24 protein-coding genes, 2 tRNA genes and 3 pseudogenes are annotated in these 24,331 nt (G+C 67.4%); 20 read left to right on the forward strand and 9 right to left on the reverse strand.

Going from position 1 to position 24,331, the window contains the following annotated elements:
• Positions 1–62 precede the first annotated feature (62 nt).
• The 11 genes and pseudogenes from gyrA to C8E84_RS11575 all read left to right on the forward strand — a co-directional run.
• Entirely contained in the window at positions 63–2,600 is a 2,538-nt protein-coding gene (gene gyrA / locus C8E84_RS11535) for a DNA gyrase subunit A (protein WP_159902281.1), read from the forward strand.
• Positions 2,597–3,040 carry a DUF3566 domain-containing protein gene (locus C8E84_RS11540; RefSeq protein WP_159902283.1) on the forward strand — a complete coding sequence of 148 codons (444 nt, stop codon included), beginning with the start codon at positions 2,597–2,599 and terminating at the stop codon, positions 3,038–3,040. The genes gyrA and C8E84_RS11540 overlap by 4 nt, the downstream gene beginning before the upstream one ends.
• Positions 3,041–3,171: 131 nt before the next feature.
• Positions 3,172–3,248, forward strand: a tRNA-Ile gene (locus C8E84_RS11545).
• A gap of 29 nt (positions 3,249–3,277) precedes the next feature.
• Positions 3,278–3,400, forward strand: a complete 123-nt coding sequence (locus C8E84_RS17850) for a DLW-39 family protein (protein ID WP_211675511.1) — start codon at positions 3,278–3,280, stop codon at positions 3,398–3,400.
• 48 nt (positions 3,401–3,448) lie between these two features.
• Positions 3,449–3,521 (forward strand) — tRNA-Ala (locus C8E84_RS11550).
• Between the two features lie 217 nt (positions 3,522–3,738).
• Positions 3,739–5,109: an SIR2 family protein gene (locus C8E84_RS11555; RefSeq protein WP_159902285.1), complete on the forward strand. Its 1,371-nt coding sequence runs from the start codon at positions 3,739–3,741 to the stop codon at positions 5,107–5,109.
• Complete coding sequence (locus C8E84_RS11560; protein WP_159902287.1) at positions 5,106–5,654, forward strand: ABC-three component system middle component 1; 549 nt, start codon at positions 5,106–5,108, stop codon at positions 5,652–5,654. The genes C8E84_RS11555 and C8E84_RS11560 overlap by 4 nt, the downstream gene beginning before the upstream one ends.
• A complete protein-coding gene (locus C8E84_RS11565; protein ID WP_159902289.1) occupies positions 5,651–7,663 on the forward strand; it encodes an AAA family ATPase in 2,013 nt (670 codons plus the stop codon). The genes C8E84_RS11560 and C8E84_RS11565 overlap by 4 nt, the downstream gene beginning before the upstream one ends.
• Positions 7,664–7,808: 145 nt before the next feature.
• Positions 7,809–7,976 (forward strand): annotated as a pseudogene (locus tag C8E84_RS18140) (IS1380 family transposase); the annotation flags it as partial.
• 115 nt (positions 7,977–8,091) lie between these two features.
• Positions 8,092–9,663: an IS1634 family transposase gene (locus C8E84_RS11570; RefSeq protein ID WP_159902291.1), complete on the forward strand. Its 1,572-nt coding sequence runs from the start codon at positions 8,092–8,094 to the stop codon at positions 9,661–9,663.
• Between the two features lie 30 nt (positions 9,664–9,693).
• A pseudogene (locus C8E84_RS11575) lies at positions 9,694–10,965 on the forward strand (IS1380 family transposase); the annotation flags it as partial.
• A 206-nt stretch (positions 10,966–11,171) separates the two neighbouring features.
• Here the strand turns inward: C8E84_RS11575 and C8E84_RS11580 are convergent.
• From C8E84_RS11580 to C8E84_RS18540, 6 genes and pseudogenes are all read right to left on the reverse strand, one after another.
• Positions 11,172–12,269: an XRE family transcriptional regulator gene (locus tag C8E84_RS11580; RefSeq protein WP_159902293.1), complete on the reverse strand. Its 1,098-nt coding sequence runs from the start codon at positions 12,267–12,269 to the stop codon at positions 11,172–11,174.
• A complete protein-coding gene (locus C8E84_RS11585) occupies positions 12,266–13,015 on the reverse strand; it encodes a hypothetical protein (RefSeq protein WP_159902295.1) in 750 nt (249 codons plus the stop codon). The genes C8E84_RS11580 and C8E84_RS11585 overlap by 4 nt, the downstream gene beginning before the upstream one ends.
• Before the next feature lie 829 nt (positions 13,016–13,844).
• A complete protein-coding gene (locus C8E84_RS11590) occupies positions 13,845–14,210 on the reverse strand; it encodes a HepT-like ribonuclease domain-containing protein (protein ID WP_159902297.1) in 366 nt (121 codons plus the stop codon).
• The gene (locus C8E84_RS11595; RefSeq protein ID WP_211675513.1) at positions 14,200–14,493 is read right to left on the reverse strand and encodes a nucleotidyltransferase family protein; all 294 of its coding nucleotides are present in this window, start codon (positions 14,491–14,493) and stop codon (positions 14,200–14,202) included. Before C8E84_RS11595 ends, C8E84_RS11590 begins: the two co-directional genes overlap by 11 nt.
• 118 nt (positions 14,494–14,611) lie before the next feature.
• Entirely contained in the window at positions 14,612–14,947 is a 336-nt protein-coding gene (locus C8E84_RS11600) for a DUF3427 domain-containing protein (RefSeq protein ID WP_246196907.1), read from the reverse strand.
• A 172-nt stretch (positions 14,948–15,119) separates the two neighbouring features.
• Positions 15,120–15,230, reverse strand: a pseudogene (locus tag C8E84_RS18540) (hypothetical protein); the annotation flags it as partial.
• A gap of 344 nt (positions 15,231–15,574) precedes the next feature.
• Here C8E84_RS18540 and C8E84_RS11610 point away from each other — a divergent pair.
• The 3 genes from C8E84_RS11610 to C8E84_RS11620 are packed head-to-tail and all read left to right on the forward strand — an operon-like array spanning position 15,575 to position 17,554.
• The gene (locus C8E84_RS11610) at positions 15,575–16,303 is read left to right on the forward strand and encodes a hypothetical protein (protein ID WP_159902301.1); all 729 of its coding nucleotides are present in this window, start codon (positions 15,575–15,577) and stop codon (positions 16,301–16,303) included.
• Between the two features lie 7 nt (positions 16,304–16,310).
• Positions 16,311–16,928: a DUF4352 domain-containing protein gene (locus C8E84_RS11615; protein ID WP_159902303.1), complete on the forward strand. Its 618-nt coding sequence runs from the start codon at positions 16,311–16,313 to the stop codon at positions 16,926–16,928.
• Positions 16,925–17,554, forward strand: coding sequence for a hypothetical protein (locus tag C8E84_RS11620; protein WP_159902305.1), 630 nt, complete (start codon positions 16,925–16,927; stop codon positions 17,552–17,554). The genes C8E84_RS11615 and C8E84_RS11620 overlap by 4 nt, the downstream gene beginning before the upstream one ends.
• Here the strand turns inward: C8E84_RS11620 and C8E84_RS11625 are convergent.
• Positions 17,532–18,878 (reverse strand): PT domain-containing protein, encoded by a 1,347-nt coding sequence (locus C8E84_RS11625; protein WP_159902307.1) that lies wholly within the window; start codon positions 18,876–18,878, stop codon positions 17,532–17,534. The genes C8E84_RS11620 and C8E84_RS11625 overlap by 23 nt on opposite strands.
• A gap of 204 nt (positions 18,879–19,082) precedes the next feature.
• Positions 19,083–20,006: a hypothetical protein gene (locus tag C8E84_RS11630; protein WP_159902309.1), complete on the reverse strand. Its 924-nt coding sequence runs from the start codon at positions 20,004–20,006 to the stop codon at positions 19,083–19,085.
• Between the two features lie 157 nt (positions 20,007–20,163).
• On the opposite strand from C8E84_RS11630, the gene C8E84_RS11635 reads away from it, so the two are divergent.
• Both C8E84_RS11635 and C8E84_RS11640 read left to right on the forward strand, forming a co-directional pair.
• Positions 20,164–20,682, forward strand: coding sequence for a peptidylprolyl isomerase (locus C8E84_RS11635; RefSeq protein WP_159902311.1), 519 nt, complete (start codon positions 20,164–20,166; stop codon positions 20,680–20,682).
• A 39-nt stretch (positions 20,683–20,721) separates the two neighbouring features.
• On the forward strand, positions 20,722–21,615 hold the full coding sequence (locus tag C8E84_RS11640) for a rhomboid family intramembrane serine protease (RefSeq protein ID WP_246196908.1): 894 nt from the start codon (positions 20,722–20,724) through the stop codon (positions 21,613–21,615).
• Positions 21,616–21,824: 209 nt separating this feature from the next.
• Here C8E84_RS11640 and C8E84_RS11645 read toward each other — a convergent pair whose 3' ends face one another.
• On the reverse strand, positions 21,825–22,076 hold the full coding sequence (locus tag C8E84_RS11645) for a cell division protein CrgA (RefSeq protein ID WP_159902313.1): 252 nt from the start codon (positions 22,074–22,076) through the stop codon (positions 21,825–21,827).
• A gap of 69 nt (positions 22,077–22,145) precedes the next feature.
• On the opposite strand from C8E84_RS11645, the gene C8E84_RS11650 reads away from it, so the two are divergent.
• The 4 genes from C8E84_RS11650 (at position 22,146) to C8E84_RS11660 (ending at position 24,249) form a co-directional block, all read left to right on the forward strand.
• A complete protein-coding gene (locus tag C8E84_RS11650) occupies positions 22,146–22,898 on the forward strand; it encodes a DUF881 domain-containing protein (protein WP_159902315.1) in 753 nt (250 codons plus the stop codon).
• Positions 22,899–22,953: 55 nt separating this feature from the next.
• Complete coding sequence (locus C8E84_RS11655) at positions 22,954–23,301, forward strand: class E sortase (RefSeq protein ID WP_159902317.1); 348 nt, start codon at positions 22,954–22,956, stop codon at positions 23,299–23,301.
• A gap of 104 nt (positions 23,302–23,405) precedes the next feature.
• On the forward strand, positions 23,406–23,564 hold the full coding sequence (locus C8E84_RS17680; RefSeq protein ID WP_170296283.1) for a hypothetical protein: 159 nt from the start codon (positions 23,406–23,408) through the stop codon (positions 23,562–23,564).
• 28 nt (positions 23,565–23,592) lie between these two features.
• On the forward strand, positions 23,593–24,249 hold the full coding sequence (locus tag C8E84_RS11660) for an aminodeoxychorismate/anthranilate synthase component II (protein WP_159902319.1): 657 nt from the start codon (positions 23,593–23,595) through the stop codon (positions 24,247–24,249).
• The last annotated feature ends 82 nt before the right edge of the window (positions 24,250–24,331 follow it).

Below are 24,331 nucleotides of genomic sequence, written 5' to 3' on the forward strand. Positions count from 1 at the left end.
GAACGTAACCCCGGCGAACATGAACCTTCCGGTGCGAAGCACCACCAGCACGAAGGAACACGATGACTGAGCAGCCCCCGATCGACTCCGACCGCACGGAGCCGATCGACCTCAACACCGAGATGCAGCGCAGCTACATCGAGTACGCCATGAGCGTCATCGTCAGCCGCGCGCTACCCGACGTGCGTGATGGCCTCAAGCCCGTGCACCGCCGTGTCGTCTACGCGATGTACGACGGTGGCTACCGTCCCGACCGCGGCTTCAACAAGTGCAGCCGCGTCGTCGGCGAGGTCATGGGGCAGTACCACCCGCACGGTGACGCCTCGATCTACGACGCCCTCGTACGCCTCGTGCAGGACTGGAGCATGCGCTACCCGCTGGTGCAGGGCCAGGGCAACTTCGGCTCCCCCGGTGACGACCCGGCCGCCGCCCCGCGGTACACCGAGTGCCGCATGGCTCCGCTGGCCATGGAGATGGTGCGCGACATCGACGAGGACACCGTCGAGTTCCGCCCCAACTACGACGGCAAGACCCTCGAGCCGGTCGTGCTGCCCAGCCGCTTCCCGAACCTGCTCGTCAACGGAAGCTCCGGCATCGCCGTCGGCATGGCGACGAACATCCCGCCGCACAACCTGCGCGAGGTCGCCGCTGCCGCCGAGTGGGTGCTCGCCCACCCCGACGCCACCCGCGAGGAGACCCTCGCCGCGGTCATGACCGAGATCAAGGGCCCCGACTTCCCCACCGGCGCTCTCATCATGGGCACCCGGGGCATCGAGGACGCCTACCGCACGGGCCGCGGTTCGATCATCATGCGCGCGGTCGTGCAGGTCGAGGAGATCCAGGGCCGGCAGTGCCTGGTCATCACCGAGCTGCCCTACCAGGTCAACCCCGACAGCCTCGCGCAGAAGATCGCCGAGCACGTCAAGGACGGGCGCCTGTCCGGGATCGCCGACATCCGCGACGAGACCTCGGGCCGCACCGGTCAGCGCCTGGTCATCGTGCTCAAGCGCGACGCCGTCGCCAAGGTCGTGCTGAACAACCTCTACAAGCACACCCAGCTGCAGACGAACTTCGGCGCGAACATGCTGGCGCTCGTCGACGGGGTGCCGCGCACGCTGCCGATCGACGCGTTCATCCGGCACTGGGTCGAGCACCAGATCGACGTCATCCAGCGCCGCACGGCCTACCGGCTGCGCAAGGCCGAGGAGCGCATCCACATCCTGCGCGGGCTGCTGAAGGCGCTCGACGCGCTCGACGAGGTCATCGCGCTGATCCGGCGCTCGCCGACGGTGGATGCCGCCCGCACCGGTCTCATGGAGCTGCTCACCATCGATGAGATCCAGGCCCAGGCGATCCTGGACATGCAGCTTCGCCGCCTCGCGGCGCTGGAGCGCCAGAAGATCATCGACGACCACGACGAGCTCGAGGCGATGATCCTCGACTACACCGACATCCTCGCCAAGCCCGGTCGCCAGCGCGACATCATCTCCGAGGAGCTCGCCGAGATCGTGCGGCGCTTCGGGGACGACCGGCGCACCCAGGTGCTGCCGTTCGACGGGGACATGTCGATGGAGGACCTGATCCCCGAGGAGGACGTCGTCGTGACGATCACCCGCGGTGGCTACGCCAAGCGCACCCGGGTCGACGCGTACCGCTCGCAGCGGCGCGGCGGCAAGGGTGTTCGCGGGGCGTCGCTGCGCGGCGAGGACATGGTCGACCACTTCTTCACGACGACCTCGCACCACTGGCTGCTGTTCTTCACCAACCTCGGCCGCGTCTACCGCGCCAAGGCGTACGAACTGCCGGATGCCGGTCGTGACAGCAAGGGTCAGCACGTCGCCAACGTCATGGCCTTCCAGCCCGGGGAGAAGATCGCCCAGGTGCTGGCGGTGCGCGACTACTCCAGCGGGGCCTACCTCGTGCTGGCCACGAAGAGCGGGCTGGTCAAGAAGACCCGCCTCGGTGAGTACGACAGCCCGCGCAGCGGTGGGTTGATTGCGGTCAACCTGCGTGATGGTGACGAGCTGGTCGGGGCCGGCCTGGCCGAGGCCACCGACGACCTGCTGCTCGTCTCCCGCAAGGGCCAGTCGGTGCGCTTCCACGCCGACGACGCCACGCTGCGCCCGATGGGCCGCGCCACCTCCGGCGTCACCGGCATGAAGTTCCGCGGCGACGACTCGTTGCTGTCGATGTCGGTCGTCGAGGCCGGCACCGACCCCGATGTGTTCGTCGTGTTCGAGTCGGGCCTGGCCAAGCGCTCGAAGGCCTCGGAGTGGAACGTCAAGGGCCGCGCCATCCTCGGGGTGGCCGTCGCCAAGCTCAGCGACAAGGGCGGCGACCTCGTCGGGGCCCTCACCGTCGAGGAGGACGACGAGGTGCTCGTGATCTTCGAGAAGGGCAACATCGTCCGTTCGCGGGTCGACGAGGTGCGCCTCACCGGCCGCAACACCATGGGCGTGCAGTTCGCCAAGGCCGGCCGGGGTGACTCGATCGTCGCCGTGGCCCGCAACCCCGAGCGCGAGGTCGACGAGGATGCCGTACCGTCGAGCACGGACTCGGATTCGGACTCGGACGGGGACTCAACAGGAGGCAGTGAGTGAGCAATAACGAGGCCGTCACGGGGGCGTCCGCTAACATCTCGACGGTGACGACCACGCCCGCTCCGCGACCGGCATCCGCACGTCGCGTGCGCCTCACGGTGTCGCGTGTCGACCCGTGGTCGGCGATGAAGGTGTCGTTCCTGCTGTCGGTGGCGCTCGGGATCGCGATGGTCGTCATGGTGTTCGTGCTGTGGACGATCCTGGCCGGCATGGGCGTCTTCGACCAGGTCAACGGGGTCGTCGGCGAGATCGTGCAGGACCGCAACCAGCGCTTCGACATCCTCGACTTCGTCGGCCTCGGGCGGGTGCTGTCGCTGTCGATCGTCATCGCGGTCATCGACGTCATCGTCATCACGGCAATCGCGACCCTGGCGGCGTTCCTCTACAACGTCTCCAGCGCGCTCGTCGGTGGTCTGCAGCTGACGCTCACCGACGACTGAGGGTCGCTCGCCCGGCCAGTGTCTCGTCGGGAGTCTCGTCGCGGGCGCCCGTTTTGAGTGCGGGGGTGGTGGTGAGGTAGCCTCGTGCACCGCGCCACCTTGCATGAGGTGCGCAACCGATCGCGGTGCACGGGCCTATAGCTCAGACGGTTAGAGCGCTTCCCTGATAAGGAAGAGGCCACAGGTTCAAGTCCTGTTAGGCCCACCACCCGATCTCCAGTTCAAGGTGGTGAACCCGTGAAGAAGCTCCTTCTCATCGTGGCGACTGCGGTCGGTGCGCTGGCGATCCAGAAGCAGATGAAGGCCAAGCAGGCCGAGAACAAGCTCTGGGCCGAGGCCACGGACACCCCGGCGAACTAACACTTCGGATGCCGTCCGCCTCCGGTTGTGGGGCGGGTTGGTGTTTGAGGGGCCATGGCGCAATTGGTAGCGCACCTGCTTTGCAAGCAGGGGGTTAGGGGTTCGAGTCCCCTTGGCTCCACCGCAGGTCAGAGGCCCTTGCCGCTCGTCGGGAGGGGCCTCTTTCGTGTCCGTACCCCAGATTTGTACCGCAACCGTTGGAAATCGCGGAACGGGGAGGGCCGCGCCCACCCGACCTATTTCGTGTAGGACTGCGATGTGCCAAGCGTCCGCCTGCCCAGAGGGTCGCGTACGACTAGTCTCGCTGCATGCCCAATGGTGCCTACACTCCTCGGTCATTGAGCGACTCGACCGTATCGGGGGTGGCTGGGCTCGTCGATCAGGCCAAGGCTGGGCGGCTGGTGCTGTACCTCGGCGCGGGAGTGAGTAGAGCTTCTCCCAGCAATGGGCCGATGGGGCCCGAGGTTGCGAACCGTCTGCGACATGAGGCGGCTGGTTTGCTCAATTGCCGCCGGGAGGACTTGGAGGACGACACCCTCGAGGAGTTGGCCAGCAAGGTCGCATCGCTTGGCGTCGAGGCTCTGTCCAGGTTTCGGTCTTTAGCATCGACTGCCTTTGACTTCGCTGGACTGGAGCCCAACTACGGTCATCGAGCCATCGCCTTGCTCATGCGCGAGGGTTTGGCAAAGGTCATCTCGGTCAACTGGGATTGTGCTGTTGAGCGGGCGGGGACCCAGATTGGCATGACAGTCGCGGGAATCACGTCCGTCCTCCAAGCTCAGAGCCTCAAGAGTGAGGTTCCGCTCTTCAAGGTTCACGGTTGTGCGAGAGCACCTCAGAGTCTGAAGATCACGAGAGAAGAGGTCGACGAACCCCAGACCTGGGCGGTCGCCAAGGTCCAGTCAGCTCTTACGTCTGGAACGATCGTCTTCGCAGGTCTAGCGACTGTCGGCGACTACGTATCCGATCCCATTCAGAAGACGCTAGAGGAGTGGTCCGGTTACGCCGGCGCCCTGCGGATAGTGGCGCCAGCTCTACCACCGTCATGGGAGACGGTGCTCGGACGTCGCACAGACGGCTCTCACGTCGCCGCGTCGTCCGATGAGTTCTTCGATGACCTCCTTCGCGCCATCATGTTGGACTGTCTCGCCCACGTCGCAGCCCGAGCCCACAACTTGGCAGACCTCGACGCATGGGCCACCCCGATGGCTACCGGGGTCGACTCGCTACGAACTGTGCTGCAGCCAATCCCAGCACACCTGATCTTGGCCTGGTGGCGGGACGGGGTGGTCGACACCCAAGCGGGTCGACCGTTCATCACGGACCTCGCAGGTCAAAGCGCCCTTATGGCCATTGCGCTCCTAGTTGGTATCGACGGAACCGTCGAGGCAGTGGGGCGAGGTCGACGGTTCTGTCTTCGCACGCCCTCGCAGTATCTCGAGATCATCTCCCGTCCTGGAGGGCACCTAACGGAGATCATGCCGGTGGCGTTGGACCGCGCGGACCGCCGCTGGGACGACGGCGCGTATGAGGACGCTCGCACCATCTCATATGTCGTGATCGGCGCGGTGGGAAGCTTCCCGGCTTGCGATGCGGTCGCCGATATCGCCGGGGCTGATGATGTTGACAATGACATCGGGGCAGACGTTCGCTCCCTCGTACGCTTCGTATCGGCCGAGGACGCGGTTCAAGGAAGGCTAGCCGGATGACAAACGCCATGGTTCTCGCGGAGTTGGAGGACCTTCAGCAGGTGCTCGCGCGGGCTGCTTATAGCTGTCAGATCCGCCCACTTGGTCGGTTTTCTCGCGTGCTCATCGCCGAGAACCCCTACGCAGCCGTCGCCATTGTCGACACTGAATCTTGGGAGAAGCTGGTTGAGCTCGTGTCCGACCTTCAAGCGGAATTGACTCGCTTGGCCCTGACAAGTGAGCGCTCGGCAATCCGATGGGACCTCTACGTGATGGTCCATGTCCGCACTCCGGTCCTGCAGAGTGTTCAGACTGAGCTCGCGGATCGCATTGAGTCCGACACTAAATTCGCACGGAAGTACGTCAGGGTGAACTTGACCCGAGAGCTCAGCGTCCTGGACAGGGCGCTTCGGCCCTTCCTGCCTTTACGACCGGCAGCCACGCTCACTGTGACGGAACCTCTAGATCTCGTGAGAGAGGAACTCGTGACGGAGGGCATCCAGGCGGATCTTGTAGACCATGTCCTGAGACAGTTCTCCGCTACTGGAGAGGTGAGTATTCCTTGAGCCCTCGACTAGTAAATCTTGAGCTCGAGGCTTTTCGCGGCTTCAGTTCACCTCAGTCAGTGGACCTGGATGCCGACATCATCTTGGTGAGAGGAGACAATGGCTCCGGGAAGACATCTCTCACGGACGGGATCCTCTGGGTCCTTACGGGTGCGCTTCCTCACATCACCGAGCGCGCGAAGGGTTTGCGCCCCACACACGATCCAATCCAGAACCGATACGCGGATGGGCCCAGCCGCGTCGCATTAACCGTTCGAGACGATTCTGGCACATGGCGGTTCGAGCGGGTGGGCAGTGCCCGCGACAGCACGCTTACTGCCGAGCTCAATGGCCAGTCCTTCGACGGGGATGCCGGACTAACGAACGCGTTTGGCGAGGACACCGCCGAATCCCTCCGGACGGCCGTGACCACTTGGGGTATTTTGCGACAAGACGCGGTGCGCTCGGTGCTCGATACGGGCGGCGCAGCCCTCCATGCCCGCATGTCATCCGTCATCGGACTCGCTGACGTGACTCGCTTTCGGGAGGCTTGCCGGACGGCATCAAAGAAACTGGCTCAAGAACGCCGCCAGACCGACGCGGTTCATGCCAGCTCCATCCGCAGCAGAATCGCCGCACGCCAAGCGCTCGACGGCTTCCGAAGCGCGAGCGCTGGTTCCTCAAAGCTCGCCCTTCAAGAACGCATTCGAGCCATGGCCTTGGCAATACGCGCTGACATAGAGATCGATGCCACAGGGATCGAAGATCTGCAGGGCGTGATCGCAGTGGGACAAGAGATTTCGTCTCTGATCGAGCTGTTCACCGTTGCAGCAGATGCGCACGACGCCAGTGTCCGCGCGGCCGCTGCGGTTAAGTCTGAATCAGCTAGGCTGGAGGTTGAACTGGGCGCCGTGGAGGCGCAGGCAAAGGAGCTCGGTCGACTGACCTCGGATACCCAACGTCTTGCTGAGGCGGCGCTTCAACTCTTGGGAGAGCGCTGCCCGGTCTGTGGCCAAGAAATAGATGAGGGTGTCGTCCGAGTGAAGCTCGAGCAAGACCTGCAACAGAACGCCGCTCGGATGATTGCCGCCACGGAGGCCCGCAATTCGGTTTCCACCATCAAGCAGCGCCTCATCGACGCCCAGACCGCAGAAGCTCGACGGGGCCAAGCCGCAGCGCACCTTGCCAGAGTTGCGAGCGAACTGGAAGCCGCTCTGGAATCTTCCAAGCACGTCAAGCTTCAAGCGGGGATGCCCGAGCCGAAATCATTTCGTCCGCTCGCCCACCGCTTAGAGGAGCTGCGCTCCGCTCTCAGGAGGCTGCACGCAGAGGCCTCAGCGCAGTCAGAAGTTGAGGAGTCGCGCCACCAGGCCGCCGCGGCCGCAGCGGTAAGCGAGGAGAATCGGGCGCGGGCAGCGCTCGAACGCGTTACTGCTCGAGAAGATTCCATCCAGAACCTCGAGAAGGCCGCACAGAGGGCGGAGGAGCGAATCGTGTCGAACTGGCTACGCCAGCTCGAGCCGAGCTTCTCCGAAGTATTTGACCGTCTCTCGCCCCACCCGACGTTCTCTGAACTTCGTGCTCGGCAGGACATCTACTACAACCGTAACCAGATCGTGCCGGAAGTCGTGGATCCTATCCGCGGGATCTCGGCCAACCCCCTTCTCGTCTACAGCGAAGGGCAATTGAATACCGTCGCGTTGTCATACTTCTTGGGGTTGGCGTTGAATGCGCCGTCTGCGTCGTTGGGCTTCATGGTGTTAGACGACCCGCTTCAGGCTATGGATGTCCTCGCGGTCCTTGGTTTTGCGGATCTTTGTCGTCGGCTACGTCGAGAGCGCCAACTTCTCATCACCACACACGATAGACGGTACGCAGACTTGCTCGCCAGGAAGCTGGCTCCCCGTGAGCCAGCAGACACCACTATCACGCATGAGATTGAGGGCTGGTCTGAAGACGGACCTCACATCTCATCTCGCCGCGAGGAGTTCCAGTCTGGCAAGGTGGCGAGCGTGAGCGATGTTTCTTAGGCCAGTGATTAAGCCTCGATCCACCGATGGGCAGGGTGGTAGTGGGCTGAGGAGGCGTGTCGGGACATGAGAATGCCCCTGTGTGGCAACAGAATTGGAGTTCTTCACGCTTCAGTTCGTCACACACGCAAGGGGCATCTCGTAGGTGAAACTCTCTCACACCCTCCCAGCGACCTCGGCGGTCTTCGACGACCCGAATCTTGTGTCGGCCGCCGGGTTGGTTCCGGTCTTGGCCCTGGCTGATCGGGCGGGGCTGCGACGCCTTGCGGATGAGCATCTGAGCGTGCGGGGTGACAAGGGCGCCAACGCCGGGTTGAACCCGACTCGTGCCACTTGACGGATAGGGCGCGACGCTAGCGGCAAAGGTGCTGGTCAGGGCCTCGGTCGTGGTCGGGATGACACACCCCGGGGTCGGTAGTGTCGGGCTCGTGGTGTTCGTGCGGAAGTCCCCGGGTCGCACTGGGAGCACCAAGGTTCAAATCGCGGAGCGTCGTGCCGGCCGGGATGTCGTCCTTGAGCACGTGGGCACGGCCCGCAGCGAGGGCGAGTTGGCGGTGCTGATGGCTGAGGCCCGTCGACGACTGCGGCCCGGGCAGGAAGCGTTCGACCTGGACGGGGTGGGCCTGGAGCAGGAAGGCCTGCCGCAGCGGCCCGGAGTGATCACGGGCAAGCGGTCCGTGGTGCTCTGGCAGGTCCTGTCGAGCGTGTACGCGCGGCTGGGGTTCGACGTGGTGGGCGACGAGGCGTTCAAGCAGCTGGTGCTCGCCCGTATCGTGGAGCCCACGAGCAAGGCCGACTCGCTGCGGGTGCTCGACGAGCTCGGGGTGGTGCACGGGTCGCTGCGCACGATGTTCCGCTCCCTGGCCCGCGCCCAGGAGCGCGGCTACCGCGACACGGTCGCGTCCGCGTGCTTCGCCCACGCCTCCACCAGCGGGACCGTCTCGCTGTGCCTGTACGACGTGACCACGTTGTACTTCGAGGCCGAACACGAGGACGAGCTGCGCAAGGTCGGCTACTCCAAGGAACGCCGCGTGGACCCGCAGATCATTGTCGGGCTGCTGGTGGACCGGGTCGGGTTCCCGTTGGAGATCGGCTGCTGGGAGGGCAACAAGGCTGAGACGACCACGATGCTCCCGATCATCCGCCAGTTCCAGGAGCGGCACAGCATCGAGGCCATGGTCGTGGTCGCTGATGCGGGGATGCTGTCCGCGGGCAACCTCAAGGACCTGCACGAGGCGGGGCTGCGGTTCATCGTCGGCTCCCGGGCCACCAAGGCCCCGGCTGACCTGGCCTCGCACTTTCGCTGGCACGGGGACGCGTTCACCGACGGTCAGGTCATCGACACGATCACCCCACGGGTGGCCACCACCACCGCCCGCGGTGTCAACGACGAGCAGAAACGGGCCGAGCCGGTGTGGGACCCGGCCGTGCACGAACGCTCGTGGCGGGCGGTGTGGTCGTACTCGGCCAAACGCGCCGCCAGGGACGCCAAGACCCTGACCCTGCAGGAGAACCGCGCCAAAGCCGTGATCGCCGGGGAGAAGGCCGCCCGCACCCCGCGGTTCGTGACCGTCAAGAACGGCTCACGCAGCCTGGACGAGACCTCACTGGCCAGAGCGCGTCGCGTGGTCGGGCTCAAGGGTTACGTCACGAACATCCCCGCGACGCTGATGCCCGCCGGTGAAGTCATCGCCAGCTACCACGAGCTGTGGCACGTCGAAGCGTCGTTCCGGATGAGCAAGAGCGACCTACGCGCCCGCCCGATCTTCCACCACACCCGCGACGCGATCGAGGCCCACCTCACCATCGTGTTCGCCGCGCTGGCCGTCGCCCGCTACCTGCAGGACACCACGGGGATGAGCATCAAGAAGATCGTCAACACCCTGCGGCCGCTGCAACACGTCACCGTCCGCATCGCCGGCCATGAACACCTCGCCCACGACCCGCTCACCCCAACGGCAGAAACGATCCTCGACGCACTCGACCTCCGCGCTCAGTGACACACCCCGGTGGCACGAGTCGGGCGGGGTGACAAGGGCGCCAACGCCGGGTTGAAGGTCGCCTCGCTGGTCGCGGGGATGGTCGCTGGCGCCGACAGCATCGACGACATGGCGCTGCTGCGGCACGGTGGGATGGGCCGGGTCTTCGCCCGGGCGTACGCGCCGTCGACGTTGGGGTCGTTCCTGCGCTCGTTCACGTTCGGTCACGTCCGCCAGCTCGACGCGCTCGCCTCGAGGTTCCTCACACGCCTGGCAGCTCAAGGCGAGCGAGCCGCGCAGGTCGTCGGCGACGGCACCGGTGGCCGGGTGTTGGTCGATATCGACGACACGATCATTCAGGTGCACGGCCACGCCAAACAGGGTGCCGGGTTCGGCTACTCCGGGGTCCGCGGGCTGAACGCGTTGCTGGCCACGGTCACCACCACTGGGTCGGCACCGGTGGTCGTGGCGCAGCGGCTGCGGAAAGGGTCGTGCGGGTCCCCGCGCGGAGCCAAACGGTTGGTCGCTGACGCGCTCAAGACCGTGCGCACGTTGCACCCCGGTCAGGGCAAGCCGTTGCTGCGGGCGGACTCGGCGTTCTACGGGGCGCCCACCGTCGGTGCCGCGGTTCGCGCCGGGGCGCAGGTGTCGGTCACCGTACGCCTGGACCCCAAGGTCAAGGCCGCGATCACCACCATCAGCGAACACGCGTGGACCCCGATCGAGTACACCGACGCCGTCTTCGACGAGGTCAGCGGCACCTGGGTGTCGCGGGCTGAGGTCGCCGAGGTGCCCTTCACCGCGTTCTCCTCCAAGAAGGCGGCCGATCAGGTTCCCGGGCGCCTGGTGGTGCGCCGCATCCCCGACGTCAACGCTGACAAGAAGAAGGCAACCGGGCAGGGCACCCTGTTCGACACCTGGCGCTTCCACGCCTTCTTCACCACCACCGACCCCACCGACCTGGACACCGTCGCCGCGGATAAGACCCACCGCGGACACGCGATCATCGAGCAGGTCCACGCCGACCTCAAGAACTCCGCCCTGGCGCACCTGCCCTCAGGCAAGTTCACCGCCAACGCCGCCTGGCTCGTGCTGGCCGTCATCGCGTTCAACCTCACCCGCACCGCAGCCACCATCGCCAGCGCCGACCTCGCCAGAGCCACCACCGCCACCATCCGCCGCAAGCTGATCACCGTCCCCGCCCGGGTGGCGTCCTCGGCCCGACGGGTCACCCTGCACCTACCGACCGCCTGGCCCTGGCAGGAAGCGTGGACCCGCCTGTTCACCCAGAACTGCGGCCCACCAGAACCGGTCAATCCCTGACCACCCAGCCGCCCCGGCCCGACCGAACAACCGACGTGGAACACCCTGACAGCCAGGTCAGGACAACAGCCACGCCCTCAAGCCGGAGCCGCGGCCCAAAGCGAAATCAGCTCACCCCACCCAGGACGTCGGTGGATCGAGGCTTATGCGCCGCGGCATCATCAGCGGCGCAGCCAGCGAGCGACAACAAAAGCAGTCCTACCCACTCAACCCACGTCCACCCGTAGGCGGTCTTGCGTCCCCGCGGTGATGACCTCGTGCGTCATTTCCACGCTCAGACGGCCCTGTGCAAGTACGGCGTCGAAGTCGATACCGTTGTCCACGAGGAGCACCTTGGCACGACCGAGGAGTTGGGGCGACTCCGACGGGCCCAACGATCCCGGCTCGGGCACGCCCCATTGGGCGAGCTGCTGGTTCGCCCTTCGGTAGGACGCATTCGATAGGCGCCCGAGCCGGTGAGCCCGGTATACGAGCGCGCGCAAGCTCACGCCCCAGTAACGTTTCAGTTCGTGGAACGTTGGCCAGTCAATTCGCTGTGGCAGCTGGTCCACGATTTCATCGCGAGGCATCAGCAACTCAGCGGCGAAGGCATTCGCCTGCTGCTCCACAACCTTCGACCCAGGCTCGGTGTCTGGATGCAGCAGCAAATGCCCTAGCTCGTGGGCGGCGTCGAACCTACTGCGCGCCCTATCTCCCTTGCCCGGGTTGAGGAAGACTAAGGGCCGGTCCCCGGCCCACGTCGAGAGGGCGTCAACACGCCGATCTGCCTTCTCGGGCAACCGAAGGACGATGACCCCGTGGGCCTCGAGCAATTGGACAACTGACGGCAACGGCCCCGTGGGCACCCCCCACAGACTCCTCACTTGCATAGCCGCTTCCTCGATCACGGGGATCGATAGGTCTCGCGGCAGCTCTAGGTCGGGCAGATTCACAACGGGAAGTTCGACGTACTCGCCGAGTAGGTCAACCAGCCGTAGGGATAATTCGCCGTAGGCCAACACCTGCTCGCGAGCCTTCGATGAGGTGGACCTCAATGAACGAAAGTGAGCAGCTGAAGCGGGCAGGAGTGCCAAGGGCGCGCCCGCGCCGAAGAACTCACGCGGCATCCCCAGAACAAGGCAAATCTGAGCGAGCACGGCCTGGGCGGGGCGAGTTCCCTTCTCGTACTGAGCCACTGCTGTGGGAGTGACATCGACGGCACGCGCCAGGTCTGCTTTGGACATGGCACGCAGACGGCGAGCGACGGTTAGACGCGTGCCGTCGAAGTCGGAGGTGCGGGCGACTCCACCGCGCAGCTGGGTCATGCTTCGCCCTCGCGGCCCGGCCGCGGCTTCAGGCGCAGGGCCGGGAGGCCGCTGGAGCGCTCGTTGAAGTTCGGGCCTGTCGGGGCAGTCCGGCGGATTCCGGTCGCCACGGCGCCCTCGGGATCCACCCAGAGTTGACGGACTGCCGCGAAGGGCTGGTCGCCCAGCGACGGCACGCCAAGCCACCCGCAGGTCGCGGGTGAGTCGATCTCAGCTGCCCAGACAAATACGAAGTGCCGGACCTGTGGAGGTCCGTATGAGAATGGCAAATAGAGAAGCGGATCCTGCCCGGGGGCCGCGGTGCGGTGTCCGGCAAGAGCCATCGTGTTGGCCCGGGCGGCCTCTTCACGAACTTCACTGGACGTGGTCCATTGGGGCAACGCGTCCCACCTCGGGCTCCGACCATGCGCCGTCGGAGACTTCATGATGTAGAAGCACCGCCCAGCGAAGTCCAGCCGAAGCGCCCCGTTGGGCCGTGCGACGCTGAGCCCCGGCAGGTCCCAGGGTTCGGCTTCGTAGTCGCTGCTGCCTCGAACGAGGCGCGCGACCCGGTTCGCGATGTTCTTTGCACACGTGCCCCCGAGGGTTTGTAGGTCATCCCCGAGTTCGTCAGGCTCGTACCGCGCCAAGTTGACCTGCCATACATCTGTGACGAGGGCGTTGAGGCGAGCGGCGAGTCCGGCGTTGTCGACAAGCTCGAGGGCCTCGTCAAGGGCAGTCGCAGCGGCCTTGGGTGCATTGAACATGCGAGAAGTGAACCACAATCGCGCCCAGAGGGTGTCAAGACACGCCATGTGCGCGCACAATGCGCGACGAAATGAAGGCAGCCATCCCGCCGGAACGACCAGTCGTGGGGCCCATGCACGTCGGACCAGCAGGTCTTTGGGGCCCGACTCGCCACTGTGGCTGGTGGGTGAGGCGCCCAAAGTGGGCGAAGTGACGGGTCTCGTCGGCGCTCTCGCGGACCGCACGAACCGCTACGGGTTGGGGACGGCTGCGCCCGTGGCCTTCGGCCGACGCTTGTGGGCGTGGTCGTTCGTTGCGATGAGGAGGTGTTGCGCGCGTCCCCTGGTGGTCTGGGCTACGCCGGACGAGAACGCGCCGGACCAACGTGACCTCCTCGCGGCCTCGACCTACCCCGGCTGGACCCCAGATTCGTACTCCAGAGAAGTACTGCAGTGAGGTGTGAAAACGGCGTGATCGTGTACCCCACAACGGCTCCGCTTGTGCTCAATCACCCTCTCGCGGAGCTCATTCGGGGATTTTGCAAGCAGGGGATTAGGGGTCGAGTTCCACCGCAGCCCGGAGGTGAGAGGCCTTGCGTCTCACGGCGAGGGCCTCTTCGGGTGCCAGTGCCTCAGCAAGGTCGGCTACAAGCGCGCCGCCCGGTGTGCGAGGGCAACCGGGCGTGCCGGCCCGACGAGCCCACGGCTGGTTGATCAGTTCGATTGGCTCGGGGCGAGGCTAATCAACCCCGTGTTGCGCCGCGTTGCGTCAAACTGAAAGCCGAGGCGTCACGGCGCCCCGCGGGCCACACCAATTCGTTGCACGATCCAGCCGGAATCGCTGGCCGTCTCAGAGGGCCGGGTCGGTACCTTCAGGTTCCTGCAGCGAGGCGATTGCGCTCTCGAGCTGGGTGATCATGTCAGGGAGGTCGTCGACTGCCGTCGCGACCAGCGTCTCCACGTCGATGTCCCAGTAGCCGTGGACGATGCGGTTGCGCAGCCGGGTGGCAGCACGCCACGCGATCTTCGGGTTCGCATCCTTCGTCCCCGACGGGACCTGGCTGGCAGCCTCGCCGAGCACGGTGAAGTGCCACAACAACGCTGAACGCCGGATGCCGTCGGCACCGACCTGCTCGCTGCTTCGACCATCCACCAATTCCCGGATCGCCGTCGCCGCATCGCGCATCTCACGCAGCAGCAGGAGTTCACGCTGCATAGAAGGGCTGTGCGTCGGCGAGGATCTGCTCGCGAAGGTACTTGTTGATGGATTGGCGCGCGACGAGGTCGACCCTGCGGCCGAAGAGGGCAGACAGCTCGTCCTCGAGGTCGAACAGTCGAAAACCTAATCGAGTACCCGGCTTCAGGACGAACAGCAGGTCGACATCACTGTCGATCCGGCTCTCTCCTCGAGCGACGGAGCCGAAGACCTCCAAGGCCGCGACACCGTAGCGCTCGCACACCATCCGCAAGCGCTCCCTGTCAACGTCCAAGGCCAGCACGATCCCAGACTAACGGAGAGGGCACGGCACCCCGTGGCCGCAATGAACGACCCTGGATCGCGGTGAAGCACGGGCCCATCCAAGAGAGCGCGTCAGTGCCAGGGGCCACTGCACGGGACTACTGGACGAAGCTGGCAGTGGCGAAGTCGGCGGCGGGCATCGGCACGCGCAACCGCCACGTGATCGCGATCGGCCGCTCCCCGCGGTGCTCGACGTAGTCGGCCTCCCCGAGGAACAGGTACGGCGTCCCAGTTCCGAACGCCGACACCTTCTGGGTCCGCGAGAACAGCAGCACGTGGCTCCCGGTCTCGCGGTGGCGCAGGTACCGCTGCCCCGTCGGCGAGGCCACCGTCGTCCCCGACTGTGACTCCCAGTGGAACAGGTCCTGGCTGATCGCGTAGTCCTGGTAGATCGTTGTCGGCGAGTGGTCCGACTCCGACTTGTGCAGCGTCACGAGCAGGGGTCACGAGTGCTCTGCCGTGCATCTCTTGTAGGCCGTGCCTCAGCATCGGCCCACCCACCTCGTCCAGCAGATCCTTGTTGATGTGTACGACGTAGTCGGGGCTGATGCCCAGCAGCCGCCGGTCATACGCGGCGTGGTGGATCTTGCACAGGCTGAGGCCATTGGTGACGACAGGGTCGACGCCGGGCTTGCCGTCCTCGATGAAGTGAGCGGCGTCCAGCAGCTCGGGATGCTTGAGTGAGCAGACAGTGCACTGTCCGCCGTATGCGAGCATCACCTGCGCCCGAAACGCGGGTTGGTGAACTCTTTGCTGCACGATGCGTGCCGCGTAGGCCTTCTCGACAGGGCTGAGGCTCTGTCCCACCGGGACGCTACGAAGCACCTCGTCAACGGTGAGGGTGAACTCCCGAACCCCCGTCGATCTCTCGATCTGGGTACGGGCCGTCGGGGGACGTGACGATTGTCAGCGTTGCCGCGTAACCCCGTGGGTTCCAGATGCCGCCTCTGCCCGGGTCGACCAAGCGTTCCATGGTGCCATCGGGTAGCGGAAACTCTGCGAGCTCGCTCCATCGGAGGTAGCCGCCCGTTGATTCGGCTCGCGTGGCCAATGCTGCAGCGATGATCTCGCGCCGCACGTACTCCTGGTTCGGTGGCAGCGGGCTCGACATCCCCACAGCTTGCCAGGGCTCGGGGCGCCCGCCGGCGAACGCGCCCTCTAGAATCGCGATCATGGGGGATCGGCCGTCCGTGCGCGCCGTGCTGTCGCGCGCCCGCACCTTCGCTGCCGCGCGTCCGGCCAAGCAGAAGGCGGGTGCTGCGGCGGCCGGGGTGCTGCTGGCCTCGGCCCCGTTCGGCGGCCTGGCCGCAGCCCCCGAGCCGCCCCCGCAGCAGCTCCGGCTGGGACAGCCGATGACGGTCGGCCCCTTCGAGGTGGCCATCGACAAGGTCGTGGAACTGCCCGACCTCGCCCCGGCCATCACCCCGGAACCCACCCAGCGGGTCGTCGTGGTGGATGCCGTCGTCACGCTCACCGGGGATCGCCCCGAGTACGCGGTCACCCTGACGAACAACCTGCGCGTCACCGGTGGCGGGGTGAAGACCACCGAGCGGCCGAGTCTCTACGTCGTCGACGACGCCACGCGCATGAGCGTGTTCAACCCTGGCGTCTCCTATCGGCTGGCCATCGCCTTCGTCACCGACGGGCCCTGGCAGGGCGAGACCGCCACCGTGCGCGCCAACCAGGTCGTCTTCCGCGAGGAGGACCGTGGCACCCTCAACCCCAACGCCTGGGTCGGCCTCGACGAGATCCAGTGGCAGGGCTCAGTTCCCCTGGAGCGACGGTCGTGAGCGGCCAGTGAGCCGCGCCGCCTCCACCGCCGCCACGGCCGCGTTCGTCATCGCCGCCATGGGTCTGGGCCGGCTGATCACCGACCACGTACCCCTTCAGGCCTCCGCCGTCGAGCCCTTCACCGTCACGGCGGGCCTCGGCCAGACCGCGGCCCTGGAGTACGCCGAGGTGACCGTCACCGGCATCCGCGTCACCCCCACGATCACCGGAAACCCGACCGCGAAGGCCGGCGGGCGCTGGCTCGTCGTCGACACCGAACTGGTCGCGACCCGCGAACCCACCCTGATGCTCGGGTTCGACCTCGTCGCGCCCGACGGCACCCGCTACGCCCACTCCAGCCGGGGTACGGACTGCGCGATTAACGCCACCCTCGCCACCGGCGTGCCCTGGTACGGCAGCTTCTGCTTCGACGTGCCCGAGGCCGCGCTCGACGACCCGCACTTCCTCGTCTCCCGCGGTGACTACGCGGTCGACGGGTCGGGTCAACGCCGCGACGGCCTCGCCGACATCGACCTCGCCATCGACCCCGCCGACATCGATGCCGTGTGGTCCCAGACCGAGCCCGTCGACCTGAGCCCGACCGGCGTCGTGCCACCCGCCTCGGCAGAGCAGGCCACGCCATGATCGGCGCCCGCCCCAGCCGCTGGTGGATCCTCGCCATCCCCTTCGCGATCGCGCTCATGCTCGCCGCGTCGGGCTACCGGGTCGGCACCTTCTGGTTCCACAACGGCCAGCACCGGGTCCTCGCGAGCGCGGATGCCGGGCAGTGGGCTCGCGCGAGCGAGGACTACACGGACGTGTTCGGCGACACGACCCGCTCGTATGCCGTCCGCCTGGCCGGGTGGGGTCAGGAGTCGTCGACGTTCGTCAACAGTCGCGGTGAGGAGTTCGCCCTGCCCGACGGCATGGTCGCCCGCACCGTCAACCTCGAGTTCGAGGCCGAACCCGACCAGGCCCTCACGAGTTGCACCATCTCGCTCATCGATGACCGGGGGCGCCGATTCGACAACGGTGGCAGCACCAGCCAGGTGGCGAACGAGTCGTCCGCGTGCGTGCCCGAGGAGACTCCGGGCCCGAGCGTGGCCGTCCTCGACACCGACGTGCGCGGCGCCACCCCGGACGACACGCAGCCACGGCCCACTCGCTGGGCCACCTCCCCACAGGTCGTCGTGCCCCGCAATGCCGAGATCGTCGAGGTGCGGGTGTCGTTCGAGCACCCCGACTACGTCAGGCTGACGCCGGAACGCTGATCCCCGTCGGGCCGCCAGCAGCGGGGTCGGCGGTGGGTTCGCCGGTGGGTTCGGCAGTGGGGTCGGCGGACGGCTCATCAGGCTCGGGAGTCGGGTCGAGCGAGGGGCCGAGCAGCCAGTCGATCGCCGCCGCCAGCAGCGATGCGGCCAGCACCATCGTCACCGCCAGCCCGAGCGCGGCCTCCATCGGCGCGAAGGCCAGCCAGGTGTCGGTGTTGACCGGCCCGATCGCGAGGCGCAGCACCTCACCCAGGGCCCACGGGATGCGGATGACGAGCAGGAACGCCAGGCAGAACGTCAGCATGGGCATCAGGCCAGCCGCGGCCATCATCCGCAGGCCGTTCCAGAACGCCGACCAGCGCTCGCGGACGTCCGCCACCAGCCCGCCCCCGAAGCGACGCACCGGGGCGGGGATCTTCTGCAGGGTCGGGTTCGGCTCACGGGTCGGCTTCGGTGGCGGGCTGAGCCGGTGCCCGAGGACGACGGCCCCCACCGTGAGCCACGCGAGCGGAACGATGACGACGGCATCCACCGCGCCGATCAGCCCGAACAGCCAGCCCGTCGCGGAATCGACCGGGTTCGCCAACGGCCCGAGCTCGTCGACGACCCGGTCGTACTGCTCGACCACGACCTGCGAGGCCTGTCGCTGCTGGACCCACTCGATGGATGCCGCTCGCAGGTCACTGACCTTCTGCGCCACCTGCGAGGTGTAGTAGACCTCGACGAGCGCACCGACGAAGGCCAGCGCGAGGAACTGGGTCACCCGCTCGAGCCTGCCGAGCGCAAACCGCAGCACCCACGCGATGGCGACGATGGCGACGACGACCTGCCAGTCGTAGATCGCGAGCCGGCCGGCGTAGTCGTACTCGGTGGAGCCGTCGAGGCTGAACTGGTTGAACTCGTCGAAGGCCGCCTCGTTGGTGAAGCGGTAGAGGTCCTGCTGGAGCAGCCCGTAGGAGACGTAGACCGCGAGGAACGGCACGAGCACACTCACGGCGACGTCGACGAGGCGCATCTCGCGCTTCTCCGTGGTGGCCTGGCGGGCCTTGTGGTGGCTGAGCGCGGCGACGTTGGGCAGGGACGCGCGGGTCAGGTAGAGCATGGCGATCATGGCCAGGAGGAACCCCAGCGGCGCGATCGTGAGGATGAGCTGGGCGACGAACGCGTTGTGGTCGCTCACCTCGACGGCCACCCACAGGGCGCCGCTGCGCAGGGCCAGCCCGAGGCAGGCGATGACGATGAACGGCGCCCAGAAGCGGCCCAGGATGCGCGCGGCCGCGATGAGGACCGCGGGGATGTCGCGCACCCGCATCGCGTCGTTCACCCTGCCCCCTTGCTCTGGCCCCCGTGTCGCCTTGCCGAGCGAGAGCCTATCCGCCGGCCTGGGCGCGGCGGCTGTCGGATGCCCGCTCTGCGGACGGACACGACGACGCCGGCCGCCCCGTGAGGAGCGGCCGGCGTCGTCGTGTGCTGCGGGGGTGGGGGGTCGATCGCGCGATCGATCGCGCTCCTGGCCCCCAGCCAGCGGTCAGCTCTCGCGCTTGGCCTCGTCAACGGCGTCGGATGCCGCGTCCTTGGTGTCGTGCGCCGCGTCACCGACCGCGTCGGCTGCGTCCGAAGCCGCGTCCTTCGCGTCGTCGATCGCATCGGATGCCGTGTCACCGGCATCCGAGACCGCGTCGCCAGCGGTGTCCACGGCGTCGGATGCCGCGTCCTTCGCGTCGTGCGCCGCGTCGCCAGCCGCGTCCTTGACGTCCGCGACCTTCTCGGCCACGGCGTCCTTGGCGTCAGCCGCCTTGTCCTTGGCGTCCGAGACGGCGCCGGACACGGCATCCGACGCGGCAGCAGCCTTGTCCTTGGCCTTGTCGGCCAGGTCGCTGACCTTCTCCGACGTGCTCTTGGGCGGGGTGTACGTGCCCGCGGTCGCCCACGGGTCGGGGCGCTCGTTGCTCTTGCGGTAGGCCATGATCGCGGCACCGGCAGCGATGGCCCCGAGCAGCAGCAGCCACTTGCCCTTGCCACCACCCTGCTTGGCGACGGCGTCACCCTTGAGCACGGCGAAGGCGTCGGGCGCGCGCTCTGCGGTCTCGGTGGCGGTGTCCTTCGCGGCGGCGGCACCAGCGGCGACCGCGGCGATGGCGCTGACGACCTTGGGCAGGACGTCCTCGACGAACACCTCACGCGCGGACTCGACCTTGGGGGCCAGGTTCTCGGCGGCGTGGTGCGCCTTCTCCTTGGCCGTCTCCGCGGCGCCCTGGGCGTACTCAGCGGCCTCGGCAGCCTTCACCTTGGCGGCAGCGGCGGTCGCAGCAGCGGCCTCGGCTGCCTCGGCGGCCTTGACCTTCAGCTCGGCTGCGCGCTCGGCGGCGTCGTGAGCGCTGTCGGTGACGTTTGCAACCCCGGTGGTGACGGCATCCTTGGCCTGGTCGGCCTTGCTGTCGGAACGGAACACGTGTCCTCCTCGTGTGGACGTTGTCTTGCCCTCCATCTTGCCCTGTGGCCCCACCTCGACGCGATGGTGGGTGCAGCCTGATCTGTCGGCCGATGGCCCGCGTCGTCGGGCGACGGGCGAGCAGGCACCGTCAGGACGTCGTGAGAGGATCGACGGCATGAAGGCAACCCTGCACACGAATTATGGCCCCATCGTCGTCGAGCTCTTCCCGAACGAGGCGCCCAAGACCGTCGCCAACTTCACCGGTCTCGCGACCGGCGAGAAGGAGTACAAGGACGACGCGGGTCGCAGCAACCCGACCCCGTACTTCGACGGCCTGATCTTCCACCGCATCATCCCCGGCTTCATGATCCAGGGTGGCTGCCCGCTGGGCCGCGGCATGGGCGGTCCGGGCTACAACTTCGACGACGAGATCCACCCCGACAAGCAGTTCGACCGCCCCTACATCCTCGCCATGGCCAACGCCGGCAAGCGCATGGGCAAGGGCACGAACGGCTCGCAGTTCTTCATCACCGTCGCCCCGACGACCTGGCTCAACGGCAAGCACACCATCTTCGGTGAGGTCGCCGACGGCCCGAGCCGCGAGGTCGTCGACAAGATCGCCGGCGTCCGCACCGGGGCCCAGGACAAGCCCCTCGAGGACGTCGTCATCGAGCGCGTCGAGCTGAACGACTGACGCTGGTCGTGACCGAGCGCGCGAGGCGGGAGTCCCGACGTGGCTGAGCAACCGGCATCCCCGGATGCCGTGGCACCGGTTCCGGTGTGCCCTCGCCACCCCGATCGGGAGTCGTACGTGCGCTGCCAGCGGTGCATGCGGCCGACCTGCCCCGAGTGCCAGCGGCCCGCTGCCGTCGGCATCCAGTGCGTCGACTGCGTGGCCGAGGGTGCGAAGACGGTGCGCCAGGTGCGCACCGTCTTCGGCGGGGCCGTGACCGACGGCCGCCCCGTCGTGACGATGACGCTCATCGGGATCTGCGTCGCCGTGTTCCTGGCGCAGTCCGCGGTGCCCGGGTTCGAGCGGCAGATCTGGTTCTCGCCGGTGCTCGGACAGTCCGAGCCGTGGCGCTTCATCACGTCGGCGTTCGCCCACGGCTCGATCATGCACATCGCGTTCAACATGTACGCGCTGTGGATCATGGGCACCTACCTCGAGCCGATGCTCGGCCGGGCCCGGTTCATCGCCATCTACCTGCTGAGCGCGTTCGGTGGGTCGGTCTTCTACCTGTTGCTGGCGGCGCCGCAGAGCTACGAGGAAGCCGTGGCGTTCGGCCCGGGCATGTGGTGGACCCCTGCGGTCGGGGCCTCGGGCGCGGTGTTCGGCCTGTTCGGTGCGTTCCTGGTGCTCCAGCGTCGTCTGGGGCGCTCGGCTGCGGGCATGTACGTCATCATCGGCATCAACGCGGTCATCGGGTTCGTGCTGCCGAACATCGCCTGGCAGGCCCACCTCGGTGGGGCGCTCACCGGGGCCGCGGCCGCAGCGGCGATCGCCTACCTCGGGCGCAACCGCGGGCCGCTCAAGCCCGTCGACCGACGGGTGCACTGGGTGGCGCTCGGCGGGTTGTCCGTGCTGCTCGTCGTGCTGTCGCTGGCCAAGTACGCCACCGCCTGACCTGGGAGCAGGCTCGCCGCGGCTGCCCGGGGCTGTGGATTACACGGATGTCATTCGTCCCCAGTGTGGACAGGGCCTGTGGATAACTCTGGCCAAGGCTCGATGGCTCGGGCGGATGGCGCCGACCCGGGCCTGAGCAGGCGTCCCCAGACACAGGTTGTCCCCAGATCGACCAATAGGTCGATCTGGGGACAACAGAGATGTGGTGGTCAGCGCCAGCGCGTGGTCATGAGGAAGCCGGACATCATCAGGCCGAAGCCGACACCGAGGTTCCACCGGCCGAGCTGCGGCACGGGGTACTCGTTGACCCCGGAGATGTAGTACGTGACGACCCAGATGAGCCCCGCCAGCATGAGCCCGAGCATGACGGGCACGAACCAGCGCGCGTTGGGCCCCGGATCCTTCTTCGCGGAACGGGGTGGCGTGTAGGCGGGCTTGGAGCGACCCTTGGACTCGGGCACGAACTGTCTCCTCGTGGCGTTGATGTAGTGGCCTAGCGTAGAGGGTGTTCCCGAGAGGAGGTTGACAGCATGCCCGGTACACACGGCGGGCGGGTCGACCGACCCTCTCCGTGGCCCTGGCTGGTGCCGGTGGCTGCCCTCGTGGCGGGCGCCCTCTTCGCCTCCAGCGTGCGGGCCTCCGAGAGCGGCGCTCTGCGCCCCGAGCAGGGTGAGCTGGCCGACCTGATCCGCGCCCAGAACCGCACCAACGAGGAGTACGCCTCCCGGCTCAACGAGCTCCAGGCCAAGGTCGACGAGGCGACCGCGGCCCTGGCCCCGGGTGACCTCGAGACCCGAGACCTCGAGGACAAGGCGAACCAGCTCGCGGTCGGCGCGGGGCGCACCGAGGTCGTCGGCCCCGCGTTGCGCGTCACCCTCAATGACGCCAAGCTGCCCGGCGGTGAACTGCCCGACGGGGCCGACCCCGACGACTACGTCATCCACCAGCAGGACGTCCAGGCCGTCGTCAACGCCCTGTGGGCCGGCGGTGCCGAGGCGATGATGCTCCAGGACCAGCGGGTGATCTCCTCGAGCGCGGTGCGCTGCGTCGGCAACACCCTGATCCTCCAGGGCCGGGTCTACTCCCCGCCCTACGTCATCACCGCGATCGGCGACACCGGCGCCATGCGCGACGCCCTCGACGAGGACCCCCAGGTCGAGAACCTGCGGCAGTGGTCGGTCGCCGTGGGTCTGGGCTACGACTCGGCCCTGGTCGGCGAGCAGACCTTCCCGGCCTTCGTGGGCTCCATCGTCCCGGAGCACGCCCAGGTCCCCACCGCGTGATCGTGCGCCGTGTCGCCGCTGGGCCGGTGAATTCCTCGTCACGCTCGGGGTGCTCGTGCTGCTGTTCGCGGCCTGGCAACTGTGGTGGACCGATGTGGTCTCCAACCGGGCGCAGACCCAGGTCGTCGACAGCCTCGAGGCCACGTTCGCCCGGCAGGGCGCGGAGGCGACCTCCGCACCGGTGCCCGCGAACGGCATCCCCGATGCACTGAACGACGATGGTGCCTTCGCCGTCCTGCGGATCCCGCGCTTCGGCGACGACTACGCCCGGCCGATCATCGAGGGCACCGGGCGCGGCGTGCTGGCGCTCGCGCGAGATCGTGTACCCCAGCGACGTCGAGGTGATCGCCCCCGTCCCCTCGGATGCCGGTGCCGCGGGCCGAGTGGGACCCGGCTCGCCTGACGACGGCATCGGCTGCCGAGTCGAGTGGAGGCAACATGCGCACGGATCAGTCGTTCGCCCTGCGTGTCGCCTCCTCTCGACTGCCAGAAGGGCTGGGCTGACCCATGGATGCCGTCCTCTGGCGTTCGTTGCCCGGCCGCACCTGGGTGCGCGCCGTGCTCTGCCTGGTGCTGGCCGAGCTCGTCGTGGCGGCCTGCTTCACGTGGCTCTTCCCGTGGGTGAGCACCCTGTTGCCGTTCACGGAGTCGACGGTCGGCCCGTGACCGGCGCCTGACGGTGCACCATGGACCCATGACCCGGATCCTCGTCGTCGACAACTACGACAGCTTCGTCTTCACGATCGTCGGCTACCTCGAGCAGCTCGGCGCCGACTGCGAGGTCGTGCGCAACGACGCGATCAGCCCGGCCGACGGCGCCGACTTCGACGGGGTGCTCGTCTCGCCGGGCCCCGGAACGCCCGAGGAGGCCGGAGTCTCGATGGCGATGATCGAGGCCTGCGCCGAGCGGTCCCAGCCGATGCTCGGCGTCTGCCTGGGCCACCAGGCGCTCGGGGTCGTGCTCGGGGCGACGGTGGGGCGCGCGCCGGAACTGCTGCACGGCAAGACCTCGCAGGTGCACCACGACGGCACCGGGGTGCTGGCCGGAGTGTCGGACCCCTTCACCGCGACGCGCTACCACTCCCTGACCATCGCCCCCGCGACGATGCCCGACTCGCTGATCGCCAACGGGCGCACCGAGTCGGGGATCATCATGGCCGTGCGTCACGCGAGCCTGCCGCTGCACGGGGTGCAGTTCCACCCCGAGTCGGTGCTCACCCACGGCGGCCACCGGATGTTCGCGAACTGGTTGGCGATGTGCGGGATGCCGGATGCCGTCGACCGCTCCGTCGGGCTCAGCCCGCTGGTGCACGACGCCGCGGGTGTGGCGCGGATGGTCGCCGCCGGCTGACCGGCATCCGACCGCCGAACCCAACCTCCCGGCATCCCCCTGCGTACCTGAAGTGACCAATAGGTCACTGGGGGTACGGGAG

The organism is Ornithinibacter aureus (genome assembly GCF_009858245.1).
Taxonomy (GTDB): Bacteria; Actinomycetota; Actinomycetes; order Actinomycetales; family Dermatophilaceae; genus Fodinibacter; species Fodinibacter aureus.